This is a genomic window from Aeromonas caviae (assembly GCF_000819785.1).
Taxonomy (GTDB): domain Bacteria; phylum Pseudomonadota; class Gammaproteobacteria; order Enterobacterales; family Aeromonadaceae; genus Aeromonas; species Aeromonas caviae.
The window spans coordinates 100,926-115,977 of sequence record NZ_CDBK01000044.1 but is presented as its reverse complement, the minus strand read 5'-3'; the positions used below and the strand labels follow the sequence as shown (position 1 = coordinate 115,977).

Annotated in this window: 17 protein-coding genes; 8 read left to right on the top strand and 9 right to left on the bottom strand. The window is 64.5% G+C overall.

From position 1 onward, the window contains the following. Nucleotides 1-11: 11 nt before the first annotated feature. On the bottom strand, nucleotides 12-749 hold the full coding sequence (locus BN1120_RS07235; protein WP_042015364.1) for a class I SAM-dependent methyltransferase: 738 nt from the start codon (nucleotides 747-749) through the stop codon (nucleotides 12-14). 470 nt (nucleotides 750-1,219) lie between these two features. Continuing rightward, a complete protein-coding gene (locus BN1120_RS07230) occupies nucleotides 1,220-1,702 on the bottom strand; it encodes a GNAT family N-acetyltransferase (RefSeq protein WP_039040465.1) in 483 nt (160 codons plus the stop codon). A gap of 272 nt (nucleotides 1,703-1,974) precedes the next feature. On the opposite strand from BN1120_RS07230, the gene BN1120_RS07225 reads away from it, so the two are divergent. The 3 genes from BN1120_RS07225 (at nucleotide 1,975) to BN1120_RS07215 (ending at nucleotide 5,917) form a co-directional block, all read left to right on the top strand. Then, the gene (locus BN1120_RS07225; RefSeq protein WP_042015362.1) at nucleotides 1,975-4,017 is read left to right on the top strand and encodes a TonB-dependent receptor; all 2,043 of its coding nucleotides are present in this window, start codon (nucleotides 1,975-1,977) and stop codon (nucleotides 4,015-4,017) included. 65 nt (nucleotides 4,018-4,082) lie between these two features. Continuing rightward, the gene (locus BN1120_RS07220) at nucleotides 4,083-4,703 is read left to right on the top strand and encodes a PepSY-associated TM helix domain-containing protein (RefSeq protein WP_042015357.1); all 621 of its coding nucleotides are present in this window, start codon (nucleotides 4,083-4,085) and stop codon (nucleotides 4,701-4,703) included. Between the two features lie 176 nt (nucleotides 4,704-4,879). After that, a complete protein-coding gene (locus BN1120_RS07215) occupies nucleotides 4,880-5,917 on the top strand; it encodes an acyltransferase (RefSeq protein ID WP_042015356.1) in 1,038 nt (345 codons plus the stop codon). Here BN1120_RS07215 and BN1120_RS07210 read toward each other — a convergent pair. Then, nucleotides 5,889-6,245: a winged helix-turn-helix transcriptional regulator gene (locus tag BN1120_RS07210; protein ID WP_042015355.1), complete on the bottom strand. Its 357-nt coding sequence runs from the start codon at nucleotides 6,243-6,245 to the stop codon at nucleotides 5,889-5,891. The two genes, BN1120_RS07215 and BN1120_RS07210, sit on opposite strands and share 29 nt — an antisense overlap. Before the next feature lie 121 nt (nucleotides 6,246-6,366). Here BN1120_RS07210 and BN1120_RS07205 point away from each other — a divergent pair, with 121 nt between their 5' ends. Further along, entirely contained in the window at nucleotides 6,367-6,672 is a 306-nt protein-coding gene (locus BN1120_RS07205; RefSeq protein WP_042015445.1) for a monooxygenase, read from the top strand. On the opposite strand, the gene BN1120_RS07200 is transcribed toward BN1120_RS07205, so the two are convergent. Both BN1120_RS07200 and BN1120_RS07195 read right to left on the bottom strand, forming a co-directional pair. Next, a complete protein-coding gene (locus tag BN1120_RS07200; protein ID WP_042015354.1) occupies nucleotides 6,653-7,183 on the bottom strand; it encodes a GNAT family N-acetyltransferase in 531 nt (176 codons plus the stop codon). The genes BN1120_RS07205 and BN1120_RS07200 overlap by 20 nt on opposite strands. 45 nt (nucleotides 7,184-7,228) lie before the next feature. Next, nucleotides 7,229-7,843, bottom strand: coding sequence for an outer membrane beta-barrel protein (locus BN1120_RS07195; protein WP_029313562.1), 615 nt, complete (start codon nucleotides 7,841-7,843; stop codon nucleotides 7,229-7,231). Nucleotides 7,844-8,043: 200 nt separating this feature from the next. On the opposite strand from BN1120_RS07195, the gene BN1120_RS07190 reads away from it, so the two are divergent. Further along, nucleotides 8,044-8,682, top strand: a complete 639-nt coding sequence (locus tag BN1120_RS07190) for an exopolysaccharide biosynthesis protein (protein WP_010672675.1) — start codon at nucleotides 8,044-8,046, stop codon at nucleotides 8,680-8,682. Between the two features lie 71 nt (nucleotides 8,683-8,753). On the opposite strand, the gene BN1120_RS07185 is transcribed toward BN1120_RS07190, so the two are convergent. Beyond that, nucleotides 8,754-9,644 (bottom strand): sensor domain-containing diguanylate cyclase, encoded by an 891-nt coding sequence (locus BN1120_RS07185; protein ID WP_042015352.1) that lies wholly within the window; start codon nucleotides 9,642-9,644, stop codon nucleotides 8,754-8,756. A gap of 327 nt (nucleotides 9,645-9,971) precedes the next feature. Further along, nucleotides 9,972-10,556, bottom strand: a complete 585-nt coding sequence (locus tag BN1120_RS07180) for a hypothetical protein (RefSeq protein ID WP_010672673.1) — start codon at nucleotides 10,554-10,556, stop codon at nucleotides 9,972-9,974. A gap of 222 nt (nucleotides 10,557-10,778) precedes the next feature. On the opposite strand from BN1120_RS07180, the gene BN1120_RS07175 reads away from it, so the two are divergent. From BN1120_RS07175 to BN1120_RS07165, 3 genes are read left to right on the top strand one after another with little or no spacing between them, the layout of a single operon-like run. Continuing rightward, complete coding sequence (locus tag BN1120_RS07175) at nucleotides 10,779-11,414, top strand: Vat family streptogramin A O-acetyltransferase (RefSeq protein ID WP_042015351.1); 636 nt, start codon at nucleotides 10,779-10,781, stop codon at nucleotides 11,412-11,414. A gap of 28 nt (nucleotides 11,415-11,442) precedes the next feature. Next, nucleotides 11,443-11,856, top strand: a complete 414-nt coding sequence (locus BN1120_RS07170; protein WP_042015349.1) for a GNAT family N-acetyltransferase — start codon at nucleotides 11,443-11,445, stop codon at nucleotides 11,854-11,856. A gap of 4 nt (nucleotides 11,857-11,860) precedes the next feature. Then, complete coding sequence (locus tag BN1120_RS07165; protein ID WP_231959402.1) at nucleotides 11,861-12,364, top strand: hypothetical protein; 504 nt, start codon at nucleotides 11,861-11,863, stop codon at nucleotides 12,362-12,364. Nucleotides 12,365-13,008: 644 nt separating this feature from the next. Here BN1120_RS07165 and thiH read toward each other — a convergent pair. Beyond that, nucleotides 13,009-14,280 (bottom strand): 2-iminoacetate synthase ThiH, encoded by a 1,272-nt coding sequence (gene thiH, locus BN1120_RS07160; protein WP_042015348.1) that lies wholly within the window; start codon nucleotides 14,278-14,280, stop codon nucleotides 13,009-13,011. Further along, on the bottom strand, nucleotides 14,277-15,044 hold the full coding sequence (locus BN1120_RS07155) for a thiazole synthase (protein WP_042015346.1): 768 nt from the start codon (nucleotides 15,042-15,044) through the stop codon (nucleotides 14,277-14,279). The genes thiH and BN1120_RS07155 overlap by 4 nt, the downstream gene beginning before the upstream one ends. Between the last annotated feature and the right edge of the window lie 8 nt (nucleotides 15,045-15,052).

The window sequence follows — 15,052 nt, the reverse complement described above, 5'->3', positions numbered from 1 at the left end:
TTTTTATTGCGTCAGGCCAGGGGTTTGTACGCCGACACCAGCAACAGCATGGGGCGCTCCGCCTCCTCCGCCAGGGCCGGGTTGGCCGCAATCTGCGCCGCCGTCGGCCCCCACTCCTCCACGCGGCGGATCTGGAACCCGGCGGCGACAAGGGCATTGAGGTAGGTGCCCAGGGTGCGGTGATACTTGACTACCCCCTCCGCCAGCCAGTTGCTGACCCGCTTGCCCTCCGCCTGATAGCCGTTGACGGGCCAGGAGCGGCGTCCCTCTGCATCAACCAGCCAGCCTTGCGGCTGCGGGCAGGTGAAGATGGGGTGCTCCACCGAGAACACCAGGCTGCCGCCAGCCACCAGCGCACGGTGGATCTCCGCAAACAGCGGCGCCACCTCGGGCAGGTAATGTAGCGCCAGGGAGCTGTAGATGAGATCGAAAGGCTCATCGGACAGCGCAAGACCGTCCAGATCCCCCTGCCGATAGCGGATGGCCTCATCCCGGGTCAGCTCGGCGGCACGGGCCAGCATCTTCGCGGAAAGATCGATACCGACCACATCGGCAGCCCCGAGATCTCTGGCTGCCCGGCAGAACCAGCCATAACCGCAGCCCAGATCCAGCACCCGCTTGCCGGCAAGATCCGGCAGCATGGCGTGCAGCGCCGGCCACTCCGGCGCCCCCGCCAGCCCGTGAAGGGAGCGTGGCAGTTGGGCATAGCCCTCAAAAAACCCTGGTTCGTCATAGATATTTTGTGACATTGCACTGTTTCCTCTTGAAGATGGTCAGCCTCTCTGGCCGACGACCCGGCCCTTGCCAAGCATACCCGTCGGTCATGACAGACCATAAAAAAAGCAGAGACCCGGGCGGGCCTCTGCTCTGTCTCGCACCCGCAGCCTGGCTGCGGGGCAACAAAAAAGGCCATAGACGAGGCAACGTCTATGGCCTTGGTTCAGTCGTGCGGCAAGGTCACGGCTCCCGCGAGGTAGCGAGATCCGGTCGTCACTGCACGATGAATGGATGGGAGGTCTGGGCCTCCACCGGCTCCGGACAATGCTTCATCGTGCGCATCTGTACGGAGTTCATTCGGGTCACTCGCTGATCCGAAGCATAAAGGGTCATGTCACTCACCCGGCCGGGCCGGTTCCATCAACACATTGAAAAATCTGGTGCCACTCCAGGGGACAGGAGTCTCAGAGGCAAGCCCGGCAGATCATGTTTGCCGACCCTCTCACCCCAGCTTCTTCTGCCAGAACATGGCCCGGCCCACCTCGGGATCGAGCTCATAACCCGCAAAGCCGCTGGCACGATAGGCAGCCTGGGCCACCTTGTTCCCCTCCAGCACCTCCAGGGTCAGCTTGCAGCAACCGAGCTCCCGGGCGAGCCGCTCCGCCTCCGCCAACAGCCGCTTGCCGATGCCCTGGCCGCGATGGGCAGGGTGCACCGCCACGTCGTGGATATTGAGCAGCGGCTGACAGGCGAAGGTCGAGAAGCCCTCGAAGCAGGTGGCAACGCCAGCGGGCTCCCCATCGACCCAGGCCAGCAGCACATGGGCACCGGGCCGCGCGGCCAGGGCGTCGGCCAGATTCGCCTTCACCTCGTCCGCCAGTGCATTGCCGCCCCCCATCTCATCCCTGGCGTATTCGTCCAGCATCGCGATCAGCGCCTCGCCGTGGCGAGGGTTGTGCAGATCCGCCCTGATGATCTCGACCATGTTTCTCTCCCTGTGTGTTCCGGATGGTGCGCCAAGGCGCGAGGCCACCATGGTAGCGTCCCCTCCGAACCGAACCAAGGCTCCCCCGGCCTTTTCCCCGAGATTCCAGCCCCCTCAGTGCCTGCCCGCCAATGATCTCTTTTTCTTGCATCTTCTCCTTGCAAGGCAAATGAAAATCAATATCATTAGCAACCTCTCGCGATGAGAGAAATCAATAATTACAAATAAATCAACAAGTTCAGGCCGATTGGTCGACAAAGAGTCACACCCAGATGAACCATTCCAACTCCCCGCGCGCCTTGCTGGGCGTCGCCTTGCTGGCGGTTTGCACCAGCCCCCGTGCCGAAGACGAAACCCTGACCGTGGTCGGCAAACGCAGCCAACATGAAGAGGTCGCCACCGCGACCCGTACCGCCACCCCGGCCAAGCTGGTGCCCCAGAGCATCGAGAGCGTCAAGGCAAGCGAGCTGACCGCCTTCGGCCAGCCCACCCTGAGTGAAGCCCTGACCGGCATCCCTGGCGTCAACGCCAGCGGCGACACCCGTTTTGACGGCGTCACCATCCGCGGTTTCAGCGCCAGCAACGACTTCTACCTCGACGGCCTGCGCGATGACATGCAATACACCCGCGACCTTGGCAACATCGAGCGGGTCGAAGTGCTCAAGGGCCCCGCCGCCGTGCTCTACGGCCGTGGCAGCACGGGCGGCATCGTCAACCGGGTCAGCAAGGTTCCCCAGAAGGGGCAGGCCTCCAGCGTCAGCGCCCAGGTCGGCAGCTTCGACAGCCGACGCTTCGCCGCCGACCTCAACGGCGAGGCAGGAGAGCGGGTACAGGTGCGCCTGAACCTGGCCCAGGAAGACAAAGACAGCTTTCGCGACGACGTGACCAGCAAGCGCACCCTGCTGGCCCCCTCCGTCAACTGGGAGATCACCGACACCCTGAACTGGCTGGTGCAATACGAGCGCAACGAGCACGATCGCACCCCGGATCGCGGCATTCCCGGCGTCGATGGTCGCCCGGCGGATGTCCCCATCGAGAGCGTCTACAGCGACACCCGCCGCGACTTCATCGACGATGTGGCCCAGTCCACCCGCTCCCGCTTCACCTGGGACATCAACGATCAGTGGCAACTGCGCCAGCAGCTCGGCTACACCACCCTCGACAGCCAGTTCGACAACACCTATGTCACCAGCGTCAAGGGTGACAAGGTGACCCGCGCCCGCTGGCAGCAGGATCTCAAGGCCAGCAGCCTCACCAGCAACACCGAGGCCGAGGGCCAGCTGCAAACCGGCCCCGTCGCCCATCGTCTGCTGGTGGGCCTGGAGCAGGGCTGGCAGGATCGCACCCCCAAGCTCTACCAGAACGCCAACCCGATCCCGGCAGGCAACCTCTATGATCCGGGCTCCCTGCCCACCTACGACGGCGCCATGAAACTCTCCAGCGACGCCCATCACAGGGTGCGCGGTGTCGGCCTCTATGTGCAGGATCAGCTCAGCCTGGGCGACTGGCACCTGCTGGCAGGCCTGCGCCGCGACGACTTCACCGTCACCAGCCGCCGCAACGACCTCGACAAGGAAGAGACCCTCTCGGTCACCAGCCTGAGTCCGCGCCTGGGCCTGGTGTGGAACCCCATCGAGGAGCATGCCTTCTACACCTCCTATAGCAAGACCTTCACCCCGGTGGGCGGTGAGCTTATCGGCATCACCCCGGGGGACAAGAACAACAACCTGGATCCCCAGCACACCCGGCTCTATGAAGGGGGCGTGAAGAGCGACTGGCTGAACGGCCGCCTCGCCACCACCTTCTCTCTCTACCGGCTGGAGATGTACAACAAACGCAGCAAGGATCCGCTGGATCCCACCCGGGTGATCCTCACCGGTCTGCAGCGCACCGACGGCATCGAGCTGAGCGCCCGTGCCCAGCTGACCGACGAGATCTATCTGCGCGGCGGCGTCGCCATCCAGGATGCCGAGCAGGTCAAGGCAGACGCGGACCTGCAAGGCAAGCGACCGATGAACGTCTCCCGCCAGAACGGCCAGCTGTTCGCCGGCTACCAGAGCGGCAAGCAGGGCTGGTTCGGCGAGACCGGGATGACGGCGGTGGGGGATCGCTTCGCCGACAACGCCAACACCACCACCTTGCCCGGTTACGCCCGCTTCGACGCCCGTGCCGGCTACCGCTGGCCCCAGTGGGAAGCCCAGCTGAGCGTGGAGAACCTGACCGATCACGACTACTTCGTCAGCGCCACCAGCGCGGCCCAGATCATGCCGGGCACGCCCCGTCAGCTGCACCTGACCGCCGCCTACCGCTTCTGATCCTCCCTGTTTACCGACCCCTCTGGCCAGCGTTCGCTGGCCAGATTGTTATGAAGCACCGAACGATGACACGCAGAAAACTCCCCCTGCACAACAACAAGTGGGTGCGCCGCATCCACGCCTGGGCAGGCTTTGCCACCCTCACCCTGATGCTGCTCTACGGCCTCACCGGCCTCTGGCTGCAACACAGGGCCGTGCTGCCCCTGCCCGGTCCCCACACCGCCAAATCGAGCGAAGAGATAGTACTGAGCACGCCGCTGGCCAGCCCGGATGAATTGAAAGCCCTGCTGCAACAGCGTTATGCAGACATGTTCGAGGAGGGGCGACCCCAGATCACCCCGCCCCAGACCCTGCCCACACCATCCGGCTCTCTCACCCTGCCGGCCCGCTGGGAGCTGCGCGGCGTCACCCTCAGCCAGAGCGTGGCCGCCAGCTATGTGGAAGGCACTCTGCTGGTGCGCACCGAGCTGCAGCAGGCCAACTTCGCTGCCAGCCTCAACCGGCTGCACCGTGGCATGGGCACCGGCCTGCCCTGGCAACTGGTGGGAGATCTGGCGGCCCTGGCCATGCTGCTGCTGGCCCTCACCAGCCTGCTGATGTGGAACAAGCTGCACGGCCCCGCCGGTCGCGGCATCGCCCTGCTGCTGCTGGGCGCCCTGGTCACCGTGCTGGTGGCCCTGCTCTAGCCCTTTTACCGACACCAAAACGGGATCCTGCTCCCGGCGGCGGTAACCTTGCCCGCACCTCGGGTAACAAAGGGTAACCGGCCGCCGATGGGGGTCACAGTTGGCGACCAGGCGGCTGGATAGGGAACGCCTGCGGCTGATAGGGTGCGCCCAGCTCCCGAACGCCACGAGGAATCATGCGCATCTCCAGCATTGAATGCGGGCGAGTGGTGGCCATCCTGGCCGTGATGACCATCCATCTCTCCCCTTTCAGCAACCCCTTCGACCCCGCCCTGTGGGACGGCACGCCCTACCCTCTGGTCGGAGCCGTCATCAACCAGCTCTGCCGCTTCGCGGTGCCGCTGTTCTTCCTGTGCGCCGGTTACTTCTTGCAACCCGCCCTCGCCGCGGGCCACCCGCTGACGGTCGCACTGCGCTACTGCCGACCCCTGCTGGGGCTCTGGCTGGCGTGGAGCCTGCTCTACGTGCTGATACCGTTCAACCCGCTCGCGGCGGTGAGCGAGGGCTACCTGCACGCCATGGCAGGCCAGTGGCAGATGCAGCTCGGGGATCATCTCAACGTCTGGTGGGTGGGCGGCATGATCCACCTCTGGTTCCTGCCCGCCCTGATGGTGGCGGTGCTGATCCTGGGGCTCCGCCAGCAGGTCCGCCTGCCGAGGCTGGCCCTGCTGCTGGGAGCCCTGCTCTACGCCCTGGCCCTGATCGGCGGCTCCTATGGCTCGCTGCTGCCGGGGGGCGAGTGGGCCCTGCTGACCCGCAACGGCCCCTTCTTCTCCTTGCTGTTCGTAGCGCTTGGCGCCGAGCTGCGCCTGCGTGCCTGGCAGCCGGACGCCAGGCGCTGCGCCCTGATGATGATGGCGGGGATGGGGCTCTACGCCCTGGAGGCCGCAGGGCTGCTGCGCGTTGCCGCCGTCCCCCTCGCTCGTCACGATTTCCTGCTGGGTTCGCTCCCCTGGGCGCTGGGGCTGTTCGGCCTGCTGCTGGCCAACCCCGCATGGGGCAAAGGCAGCTGGCTGGAGCGCCAGGCCCCCAAGGTGCTCGGCCTCTACTGTCTGCACATGATGCTGGTGGTGTGGCTGATGATCTTCGGCCCCCAGGGCAAACAGGTGTGGTGGGAACTCCTCAAGGTACCCGCGCTGCTGGCGCTCACTCTGCTCGGCTACCGACTGCTGGCGGCCACCGCCCTCAGCCGCTGGTTGCTGCGGGCTCGCTAGAAACAGGACCCTGACCAGCCAGCAGATCAACGTGGTTCAGCGCAAAATCGTGCATCTGCTGAAGCAGGGGGATCAGGGCGACGCCAAGGGGGCTCAGGCTGTACTCCACCCTGGGCGGTACGTCGGGGTAGAGGGTGCGGATGATGACACCGTCGCTCTCCAGCTCCTTGAGCTGGGCGGTGAGCACCTTCTGGCTCACCTCGGGCAGGCAGCGGCGCAGGTCGCCAAAACGCAGGGTCTGTTCGCGCAGATGAAACAGAATGGCCGGCTTCCATTTGCCGGTCAGCAGGCGCAATACCTGATAGGCGGGACAGGGCAGTGAGGGCACGGTATGGCTCGCGAGTGGTTACTTTGCGGTAACTATGCCACGAAAATGTGCCTTCTTGCAGCCAAGATGCCGGCTTCCTATGATGCGGATTCCGTCAATCAACGCCCACGAGAGGTTTATCATGCCCAGCCTGCTGCAAATCCATTTCAACTTCCCCGCCGAGATGATGGGACCGGCCCTCACTAATGCGGCCATGCCGCTGGCCGACTCCATCACCCGGGAGCCGGGCTTCATCTCCAAGATCTGGACCGAGAACCCGCGCACCGGCGAAGCGGGCGGCATCTATCTGTTCGAGGATGAGGGGAGTGCCCTCGCCTACGCCACCATGCACGAGCAGCGGGTGCTCGCCATGGGCGCCAGCGCGGTGCAGTACAAGGTGTTCGACGTCAACGAGCCCCTCAGCCGCGTCACGCGCGGTCTGGTGTGATCTCCTCGCCCAGCAGCAACCGGTAGCAGGTATCCTGCTGCCAGATGAAGCCCAGCCGCTCAAATAGCCGCTGGCTGGGCAGATTGTCCGGTTCGATATCCGCAAGCAGGGTGACGATGCCAAGCTGGCGGGCATAGGCGATCAGGGCGCTCAGCGCCTCCCCCATCAGACCTTGTCCCCAGTGGCTGCGGGCCAGCATGCAGCCCACCTCCGCCTGGCGCAGGCTGGCGCCGGCCGCAAAGCTGTGCAAGCCGCAGGTACCCACCAGGCGGCCGCTGCCGCGTAACACCAGCCCCCACTCCAGCGACTCGCCGCCAGCCAGCAACCGCTCGACGCTAGCCAGCATCTGCGACACGGTGGCAAGGGAGGGAAACGGCGGCTCCCCGACCAAGCGCATCACCAGGGGATCCCCGTAGATGGCGAAGAGATCGGCAGCATCCCGCCCATCGAAGGGGCGCAGTCGCCCCCTTGGGGTCAGCAGTACGGGCAGTTCACGGGGCAGGGATGGCACGGAGTCGTATCGCCTTGTCTGGTCAAAGGAGTCCCATCATGAGGCTCAGAACCTCAGGGTCAAGCCGATATTGGCCTGCCACTGGGTGATCAGCTCCCCTCGCACCCGAAAGGCGCAAATCTCGGGGTTGCAGAGAAACTGGCTGTCGTCGTTGACCAAGGCACCATAACCGCGCACCTCGGCCCGCACGGCCAGATGTTCGGTCAGGCGCGGCTGCACCCCGAGGGCCAGGGACATGGAAGGGGCCGTCTCGCTGTCGTAGGCATCGAAGCGGGTGACCCCGATCCCGGCACCGATATAGGGGGCCATCAGGTTGTCCGAGAGAGTCAGGGCCCCGGCAAACTGCAGGGTGTCCACCGTCAGCCTGTCGGGCAGTTCGGGGGACACCCGGGTCGACTGGTGGCTGTAGAGCAGCTCCACCATGCCGGGGTCATCCACCTCCCTGCTGATGAAGAGCCCCCAGCTGCCGGAGTGCTCCCCTTGCAGGGTGTCGATGTCGCTCCCGTGCGGCGTGGGGGCCGGCTCGTCCATGGCCCGAAAGTCGATGGCCGAGCTGTATCCCGCAAAGGGAGTCAGCTGCCAGCCCGTCGCCGGGGGCTCGGCAGCCCAGCCCGCCAGGGGCAGCAGCAGCCCCGGCACCATCCCCATCGCTCCTCTCATATGCTCATCCTTTGGTGAAAGACCTGCGCAAAGCATATCAGAGCGCCCGTCTCCCACACTGGACGGGGGCTGTACCAGCCCCATTGCCCCGCTCCCGATGGAAATATCTGTGCTCCCCGGGGTTATTCATCCGGGATTAACCTCGCCCCCGTAAGCTGACGGCGCCACAGCGGTGGCATCAACAGACGAGGATCTCAGGAATGGTTGCCGCGCAACTCAACGACCCCCAAAGCACGCTCTCCGATACCCTGAGGGCCACCGCCCACGCCATCGAGGAGAGCCACATCAGCTTGCGCCAGATGCTGGCCCTGGTGGGCGAGCAGGGCATGCTGCTGTTTTGCGTGCTGCTCACGGTTCCCTTCCTGCTGCCGGTTTCCATTCCCGGCGTCAGCACCCCCTTTGGCCTGCTGATCCTCTTCATCGGCATCGGCATCACCCTCAACCGGGTGCCCTGGCTGCCCGCCTTCCTGATGGAGCGCCGCTTCGCCGCCGAGCACCTCAAGCCGACCCTGCACAAGGGGGCGGATCTGCTGGCCCGCATCGACCGCTTCATCCGCCCGCGCCTGCTCATCCTGACCGGCAGCGTGACCATCAACCGCTGCAACGGCCTGCTCATCATGCTGGCCGCCCTGCTGCTGATGCTGCCGCTGGGCGCCATTCCCTTCACCAACGCCATGCCCGCCTGGGCCATCCTGCTGCTGGCCATCGGCATGTTGCAGCGGGACGGGCTCTTCGTCGCCCTTGGCTATGCCCTGGTCGCTGCTACCCTGGTCTGGTTCAGCGCCCTGGCCATCGGCCTGCTGATGGCGGGCCAGAACATCTCGACACTGTTTGGCTGAGACGGCGCCAAGACGCAGACAAATGAAAGAGGGCGACCCCGGGTCGCCCTCTTTCCTGTTCACTGCGCCCCTCAGGGCGCCCCATCGTGGGCCACCCGGTTGCGCCCGCCCCGCTTGGCCCGATAGAGCCACTCGTCCGCCCGGGCCAGCACGGTGCCGAGATCCTCTCCCGGCCGGATCAGGGTGGTGCCCAGACTCACGGTCACGGGGGCGGGATCCGGCGCCATGGCCGCCACTGCGGCGCGGATCCGCTCCGCCACCTTCAGCAATATCCCCTCGTCGATCTGCGGCAGCAGGATCAGAAACTCCTCGCCACCGCTGCGCACGAAGAGATCCTCCCCCCGCAACTGGGCGGAGACGCACTCGCAGACCCGGCACAGGACCTTGTCACCGGTCTGGTGGCCGAAGCGATCGTTGATCTGCTTGAAGTGATCGAGATCCAGCATGATGAGGCCGGTGAGATGCTGCCCCTGCACCCTGTGGTGATACTGGTCGAAGAAGAAGTGGCGGTTGTAGAGGCCGGTGAGCTGATCCGTCTCCCCGAGCCGCTTGAGCCGCTGTTGCAGCTCGTGCTGGCGGGTGATGCTGCGGGTCATCCAGGCCACCGCCCGCTTCCCTTCATATAAAGATGGCAAGGGCGCTATCTTGCCCTCGAAACGCTGCATTCCCTGGGGCCCGGCGTCGGCGTCAATGCCGTCCACCTCGGCGGGGGAGAGGTCATACTCCACCACCTGCACCTGGCCGCTGGCGAGGGCCTGAGCCACCTGCGCCATCACCCACTGCGCCTTGTCCTCGGGCAGCACGTCCAGCAATTGTCTGCCGATCAGCGGGTTGCCGTTCTGGTAGGACTGCTGCTCCATCCCGCCGATGTACTCGATGTAGTAGCCATCTTCGCTGAGGATGAAGACGGGATCCGGCAACTGGGCCATCACTTCGTAGAGTTGTGCCACTGAGAGCGCCATCCGAGCTCCTTGCTATCCATGGGAGTGGGTCCCTGTACTCCTGTTATACAAGACTCATGGAGTATCGCACAGGGGCAGAAAGCTGCCTGCCGGGCGGGAAGAATGCGGTCGGTGACGTGTTCACCGGACAAGCCTCCGGCAAAGTGAATGGTAGCAATCGGGGATGCTGTCAGAACCATAATTGTCAGACAGTCAGGAAGGTTTTTTTGCCCTCAGGCAGTGCGACATGCCAACCCCTGTGACGTCAGGGGCGCCACAGGGGTATTCCCGCCCCCGGACAAGGGGGCAAGGCCGGATCCCGGTCAAGAGGGATCCGGCGAGCCGGCATCAGCGGGCAGCGGATCGGCTGGCGTTCCAGAGCAGTTCACCGCTCTTGAGATCCATCAGGCTCATGGCGAGCCGGTAGCGGCCCCCTTCAGAAAGGAGATCCCCGTAGAGCATGTAACCCGCCCCGGTCTGGCGACCCAGACGCACCAGGGAGGCGGGGTTCATGCCCCCCTGCTGGTATTCGAGCTGACCCGTGATGGCCGCCACCTGGCCCGGGTCTGCGAAACGAAAGCCGCTATTGGCCTGAATGCGCTGGATCATGGCCACCGCCAGGGGCTGGGTGCTGAAGGGCTCACCTGTACCGTTCTGGGGCGCCATCAGCAGCAGTACCGGGCTGCTGCCCGCCAGTGCCTGCACATCGGCGGCCTTAAGGAAGTCATCGGCCAGGGCGACCGCCAGCCCCGTCGGTGCCACGGGTTTGGGAGCAGGCACCGGCTCGGCCTTGTCAGGCTCGGCCACGGGTTTCTCTGGTTTGGTCACCGGCTTGTCCGGCTCGCCGACCGGCGCAGGCGTCCCCCCATAGGGATTGACCGCACATCCGCCCAGCAGCAGGGCACCCACCATCAACAAGGAACGCAGCTTCATCTTTTCTCTCCGCCAGAAGTGTGCAAGGCGCACTTCGTCCATCATCCATTTTGACGGAGCCAGACTCCGCCGCCCCTCCATGCTAGAGACAAACCCGCCCCGGGTCGATGCGCACATGGGCAGGGGGCGACAGAGACTGGCGAAGCGGAGGGCACAAAAGGGTGGCAAGGCTCCACCCGATTCCGTTAGGGTAGCCTGAGCCCAGACCCCAGAGGAGCCCCCATGCACGGACCCGATCCCGCCAACCCCCACCCCATGAACGGCTTCCCCCAGGTGTGCTTTATCAAGAACACCATCAAGGGACCCAATATCGAGGTGGGTGACTACACCTATTACGACGATCCGGAGGATGCGGCGGGCTTCGAGCGCAACGTCCTCTACCACTTCCCCTTCATCGGCGACAAGCTCATCATCGGCAAGTTCTGCGCCATCGCCCGCGGGGTCAAGTTCATCATGAACGGCGCCAATCACCAGACCTCCGGCTTCTCCACCTACCCATTCTTTATCTTCGGCAACGGCTGGGAGAGCGCCGCCCCTGCCCCGGGCAGCCTCCCCTACAAGGGGGATACCGTCATCGGCAACGATGTCTGGATAGGCTATGACGCCCTGATCATGCCAGGGGTCAAAGTCGGCAACGGCGCCATCATCGCCGCCCGCTCCGTGGTCACCGGCGACGTGCCCGCCTATGCCGTAGTCGGTGGCAACCCGGCGAAAGTGATCCGCTACCGCTTCGACGACGACACCATCGCCCGTCTCAACGCCATCGCCTGGTGGGACTGGCCGGTAGAGCAGGTCAGCCGCAACCTGCCGCTCATCAGCGGCGGCGAGATAGCCGCGTTGGAAGCGGCAACCCGTTAGAGACAACCACCATCAAGCAGGAAGCACTATGCAACTCACCCCACCCCAACCGCCTCAGGACGATGAGATCGAAGCGCTGCGCATTGGCCTCTCGGGCTACAACAAGGATCACGCCGGCACCCATCTGCGCGAGCGGATCGCCAGCTTTATCAAGGATGAAGAGGGCAAGGTTCACGGCGGCATCATCGCCGACATCAAGTGGGGCTGGCTGCACGTCGACTGGCTCTGGATCGACGAACGCATCCGCCGCGATGGCTGGGGCGGCCGCCTGCTCGGCGCCATGGAGCAGTACGCCCAAAGCAAGGGCATCACCAACTACCATCTGGAAACCACCAGTTTTCAGGCCCTCCCCTTCTACCAGAAGCAGGGTTACGAAGTCTTTGGTCAGCTGCCCGATATGCCGCCGGGGCATATCAGTTACTTTCTGAAAAAGCAGTCATAAGCCGATGAGCGGCCGCAACAGCCCTGTAATAGACAAGGCGCCGGATAGCTGGAGTCTCTCCTTCTACAGACGCCTTGCCTTGCTCTTTGCGCTGCTTGCAACCAGCTCCAGCGCCTTTGCCCTGTCACTACACGATCTGGATCCGGCATTTGAGCGGTGCGAAGCCATCAAGTCACAACACAGCGCCACACTGCCTGTCAAAAGTGACCCCTTCTGGTCACTGGAGAGGGGACAACTAGTAACCGTGCTTATCTATCTGCATGAGAAAAGCATGGAGCGCTGCACCGCAGCAGAAGTGGATGCGCTGGCGCTCAAGGCGTTCCATCAAGCCGTAGAGGGAGACAGCAGTTTTCTCGACACCCTGATCAAGGCGAGAACCACCACGCTAACTCCCGCCCAGCAAGCTCAGTTGCAGCAAGTCGGCCAAGCAGAGCTGGATAGATTGGCCGGGATGAAAGAATTTGCTCAGCCCTTCTCGCTAACCAATTACCTCAAGCAACTACCCTAAGCACCATCTCGCATATCAACTGCACCCTCCACTATCTACCGGGCGGGCACGGTCTTGGTTACCCTCTTTTTCGCTGAGGCGAGCCCGCTTGTCCAGGCCGCGAGACAGGATGTCGAGCGAGCGGCGCCAGACCATGGGCCAAATCGGGCAAGGGCGAGCGCCGCTCGACCCGATTTGGCGCGAGAACAGGGATGTTCGAAGCGGACTTTGGCCGAAGCCATGGATGGCGAAGGCCAAAGGCCCGTCGGCGCGTGCCGCCGGACAAGTGGGTGAGCCGAAGGAACCCGACGCAGTCGGGCGAATAAGCGGGGGAGAAGACCTTTGGTGACTTTGGGTCTTTCCAAAGTCACTCGCCCAAGCCCGAAGGGCGGGCGAAAACCCTTCGAGGCCAGCGGCCTCGCGTCCTGCACGGCAAAGCCGTGCCACCACACAACGGCTCCTTCCGCCAACACCATGCCTTGGAACGGACGATTACGCCTGACGGCTAATCGACCCTACGATGGCAATGAAACATCGCATCAAGACCCCTCCCCAGCCCTCCCCTTCGCAGGGGAGGGAGCCAAAGCATCGCCACCAGCAAGGTGTGTGGCCGAACACCGCCCAACCATGCCGGATGCCACCGGCAAAGGGGGGCGTGGCCGCCTCTATCGGCCCAAGAAGGGTTCCCAGTCCTTGAACACCGGCTGCAACCCCGCCTGCCGCACCGCGGCGGCTACTTCCCCCACCGGGCGGTCGTCGTGGATGGCGAACTGCTCCAGCTCCTCTTTATCCCCCTCGGCATAGCCACCCGGCTGGGTGCGCGACTCAGCCGACATCTGGGTGATGCCAAGGCGCACCGCGCCGTTGCGGAAGGTGGCCGACTCGCGGGTGGAGAGCGACAAATCCAGCGTGGGCGAGAAGAGGCGCCAGGCGCAGATAAGCTGGGCCAGCTGGCGATCCGACATGACCACGGCAGGCTCCAGAGCGCCGGTGCAGGGGCGCAGGCGCGGGAAGGAGAGCGAGTAGCGGCTCTGCCAGTGGTGGCGCTCAAGCCAGCTCAGATGCTCGGCGACAAAGTAGCTGTCGGCACGCCAGTCCGAGGAGAGACCGATCAGCGCCCCCAACCCTATCTTGTCGATACCGGCGCGGCCCAGCCGATCCGGCGTGGCGAGGCGCCATGCGATGTCCTGCTTGTTGCCGCGCAGGTGATGGCGGGCATAGGTGGGGGCGTGGTAGGTCTCCTGATAGACCATGACCGAATCGAGGCCGAGGGTTTTCAGCTCGGCGTATTCGTCCTGAGAGAGGGGCTGCACCTCCATCCCCACCGTGCTGAAGTGACGGCGGATGATGGGCAACACCTGCCGAAAATAGGCGAGCCCCACCTTGTGCTCGTGCTCGCCGGTCACCAGCAGCACGCTGTCAAAACCGCGCGCCTTGATGGCCAGACACTCGCGCTCAATCTCCTCTGCATTCAAGGTCTTGCGCTTGAGGCGGTTGCTCATGGAGAAGCCGCAGTAGGTGCAGTCGTTGGCACAGAGGTTCGACAGATAGAGCGGCACATAGAAGCCGATGGTGTTGCCAAAGCGCTGGCGAGTCAGCCGCTCGGCCTCGGCCGCCATCTGCGGCAGGTACGCTTCGGCGGCTGGGGAGATCAGCGCCATAAAATCGGCCAAGGTACGGCGGGGGGCGCTCAGGGCGCGGGCCACATCGGCGGCAGTTTTGGCGCGGATCTGCATGCCGATATCGTCCCACTCCAGCTCCTGCCATCTATCGAGAAAACTCTCCGACTTTCTCTCAACCCCCTCCCGGCCTCCCCCTTCACAAGGGGGAGGTGTTAATCCGCCCCCCCGATCTCCTACTTCACAAGAGGGCGAAGTCGACACTCCCTCCCCTGGCAAGGGGAGGGTCGGGGTGGGGTCATTGGCATGCTGACTCATAACGCCCCCAGAAAATCGGTAAGCGGGCTGGAGGCTTGCGCCTGCTGGGCGCGAGCGCCAAGGCCTGCCTCATAGGCGCTGCGACCGGCGGTGCAGGCCAGCGCAAAGGCGCGGCCCATGGCGATCGGGTCGCCGCTCACCGCGATGGCGGTGTTGACCAGCACGGCATCGGCGCCCAGCTCAAAGGCGGCCGCCGCATGGCTCGGCGCACCGATCCCCGCATCCACCACCACGGGCACATTGGCCTGCTCGACGATGATGGAGAGAAACTCCCGGGTCACCAGCCCCTGATTGGAACCGATGGGGGCGCCCAGCGGCATCACGGCGGCGCAGCCCACCTCTTCGAGCCGTTTGCACAGCACGGGGTCGGCACCGCAGTAGGGCAGCACCACAAAGCCCTCTTTCACCAGTTGTTCGGCGGCTTTGAGCGTCTCGATGGGGTCTGGCAGCAGGTAACGAGGATCGGGGTGGATCTCAAGCTTGAGCCAGTTCGTCCCCAGCGCCTCACGGGCGAGGTGGGCGGCAAATACCGCCTCGGCGGCGGTCTTGGCCCCCGAGGTGTTGGGCAGCAGCTTGACCCCGAGTTTCAGGAGCGGGCTCAGGATATCGTCGTGGGCCTTGCCGGGTTCCAGCCGCTTGATGGCCATGGTGACCAGCCGGGAGCCACTCGCCTCGATGGCGGCGGCCATCAGTTCCGGGCGGGCAAACTTGCCGGTGCCGGTGAAGAGGCGCGAAGAGAAGGTGTGATCGGCAATTGTCAGCATGTCAGCCT

Bases quoted from the DNA above. Each gene is read 5' to 3' on its own strand.
- BN1120_RS07215 (WP_042015356.1), top strand. From the start codon at position 4,880: ATGCGCATCTCCAGCATTGAATGCGGGCGAGTGGTGGCCATCCTGGCC.
- BN1120_RS07180 (WP_010672673.1), bottom strand. From the start codon at position 10,556: ATGAAGCTGCGTTCCTTGTTGATGGTGGGTGCCCTGCTGCTGGGCGGA.
- BN1120_RS07175 (WP_042015351.1), top strand. From the start codon at position 10,779: ATGCACGGACCCGATCCCGCCAACCCCCACCCCATGAACGGCTTCCCC.
- BN1120_RS07170 (WP_042015349.1), top strand. From the start codon at position 11,443: ATGCAACTCACCCCACCCCAACCGCCTCAGGACGATGAGATCGAAGCG.
- BN1120_RS07190 (WP_010672675.1), top strand. From the start codon at position 8,044: ATGGTTGCCGCGCAACTCAACGACCCCCAAAGCACGCTCTCCGATACC.
- BN1120_RS07155 (WP_042015346.1), bottom strand. From the start codon at position 15,044: ATGCTGACAATTGCCGATCACACCTTCTCTTCGCGCCTCTTCACCGGC.
- BN1120_RS07225 (WP_042015362.1), top strand. From the start codon at position 1,975: ATGAACCATTCCAACTCCCCGCGCGCCTTGCTGGGCGTCGCCTTGCTG.
- BN1120_RS07185 (WP_042015352.1), bottom strand. From the start codon at position 9,644: ATGGCGCTCTCAGTGGCACAACTCTACGAAGTGATGGCCCAGTTGCCG.
- BN1120_RS07165 (WP_231959402.1), top strand. From the start codon at position 11,861: ATGAGCGGCCGCAACAGCCCTGTAATAGACAAGGCGCCGGATAGCTGG.
- BN1120_RS07220 (WP_042015357.1), top strand. From the start codon at position 4,083: ATGACACGCAGAAAACTCCCCCTGCACAACAACAAGTGGGTGCGCCGC.
- BN1120_RS07195 (WP_029313562.1), bottom strand. From the start codon at position 7,843: ATGAGAGGAGCGATGGGGATGGTGCCGGGGCTGCTGCTGCCCCTGGCG.
- thiH (WP_042015348.1), bottom strand. From the start codon at position 14,280: ATGAGTCAGCATGCCAATGACCCCACCCCGACCCTCCCCTTGCCAGGG.
- BN1120_RS07230 (WP_039040465.1), bottom strand. From the start codon at position 1,702: ATGGTCGAGATCATCAGGGCGGATCTGCACAACCCTCGCCACGGCGAG.
- BN1120_RS07205 (WP_042015445.1), top strand. From the start codon at position 6,367: ATGCCCAGCCTGCTGCAAATCCATTTCAACTTCCCCGCCGAGATGATG.
- BN1120_RS07235 (WP_042015364.1), bottom strand. From the start codon at position 749: ATGTCACAAAATATCTATGACGAACCAGGGTTTTTTGAGGGCTATGCC.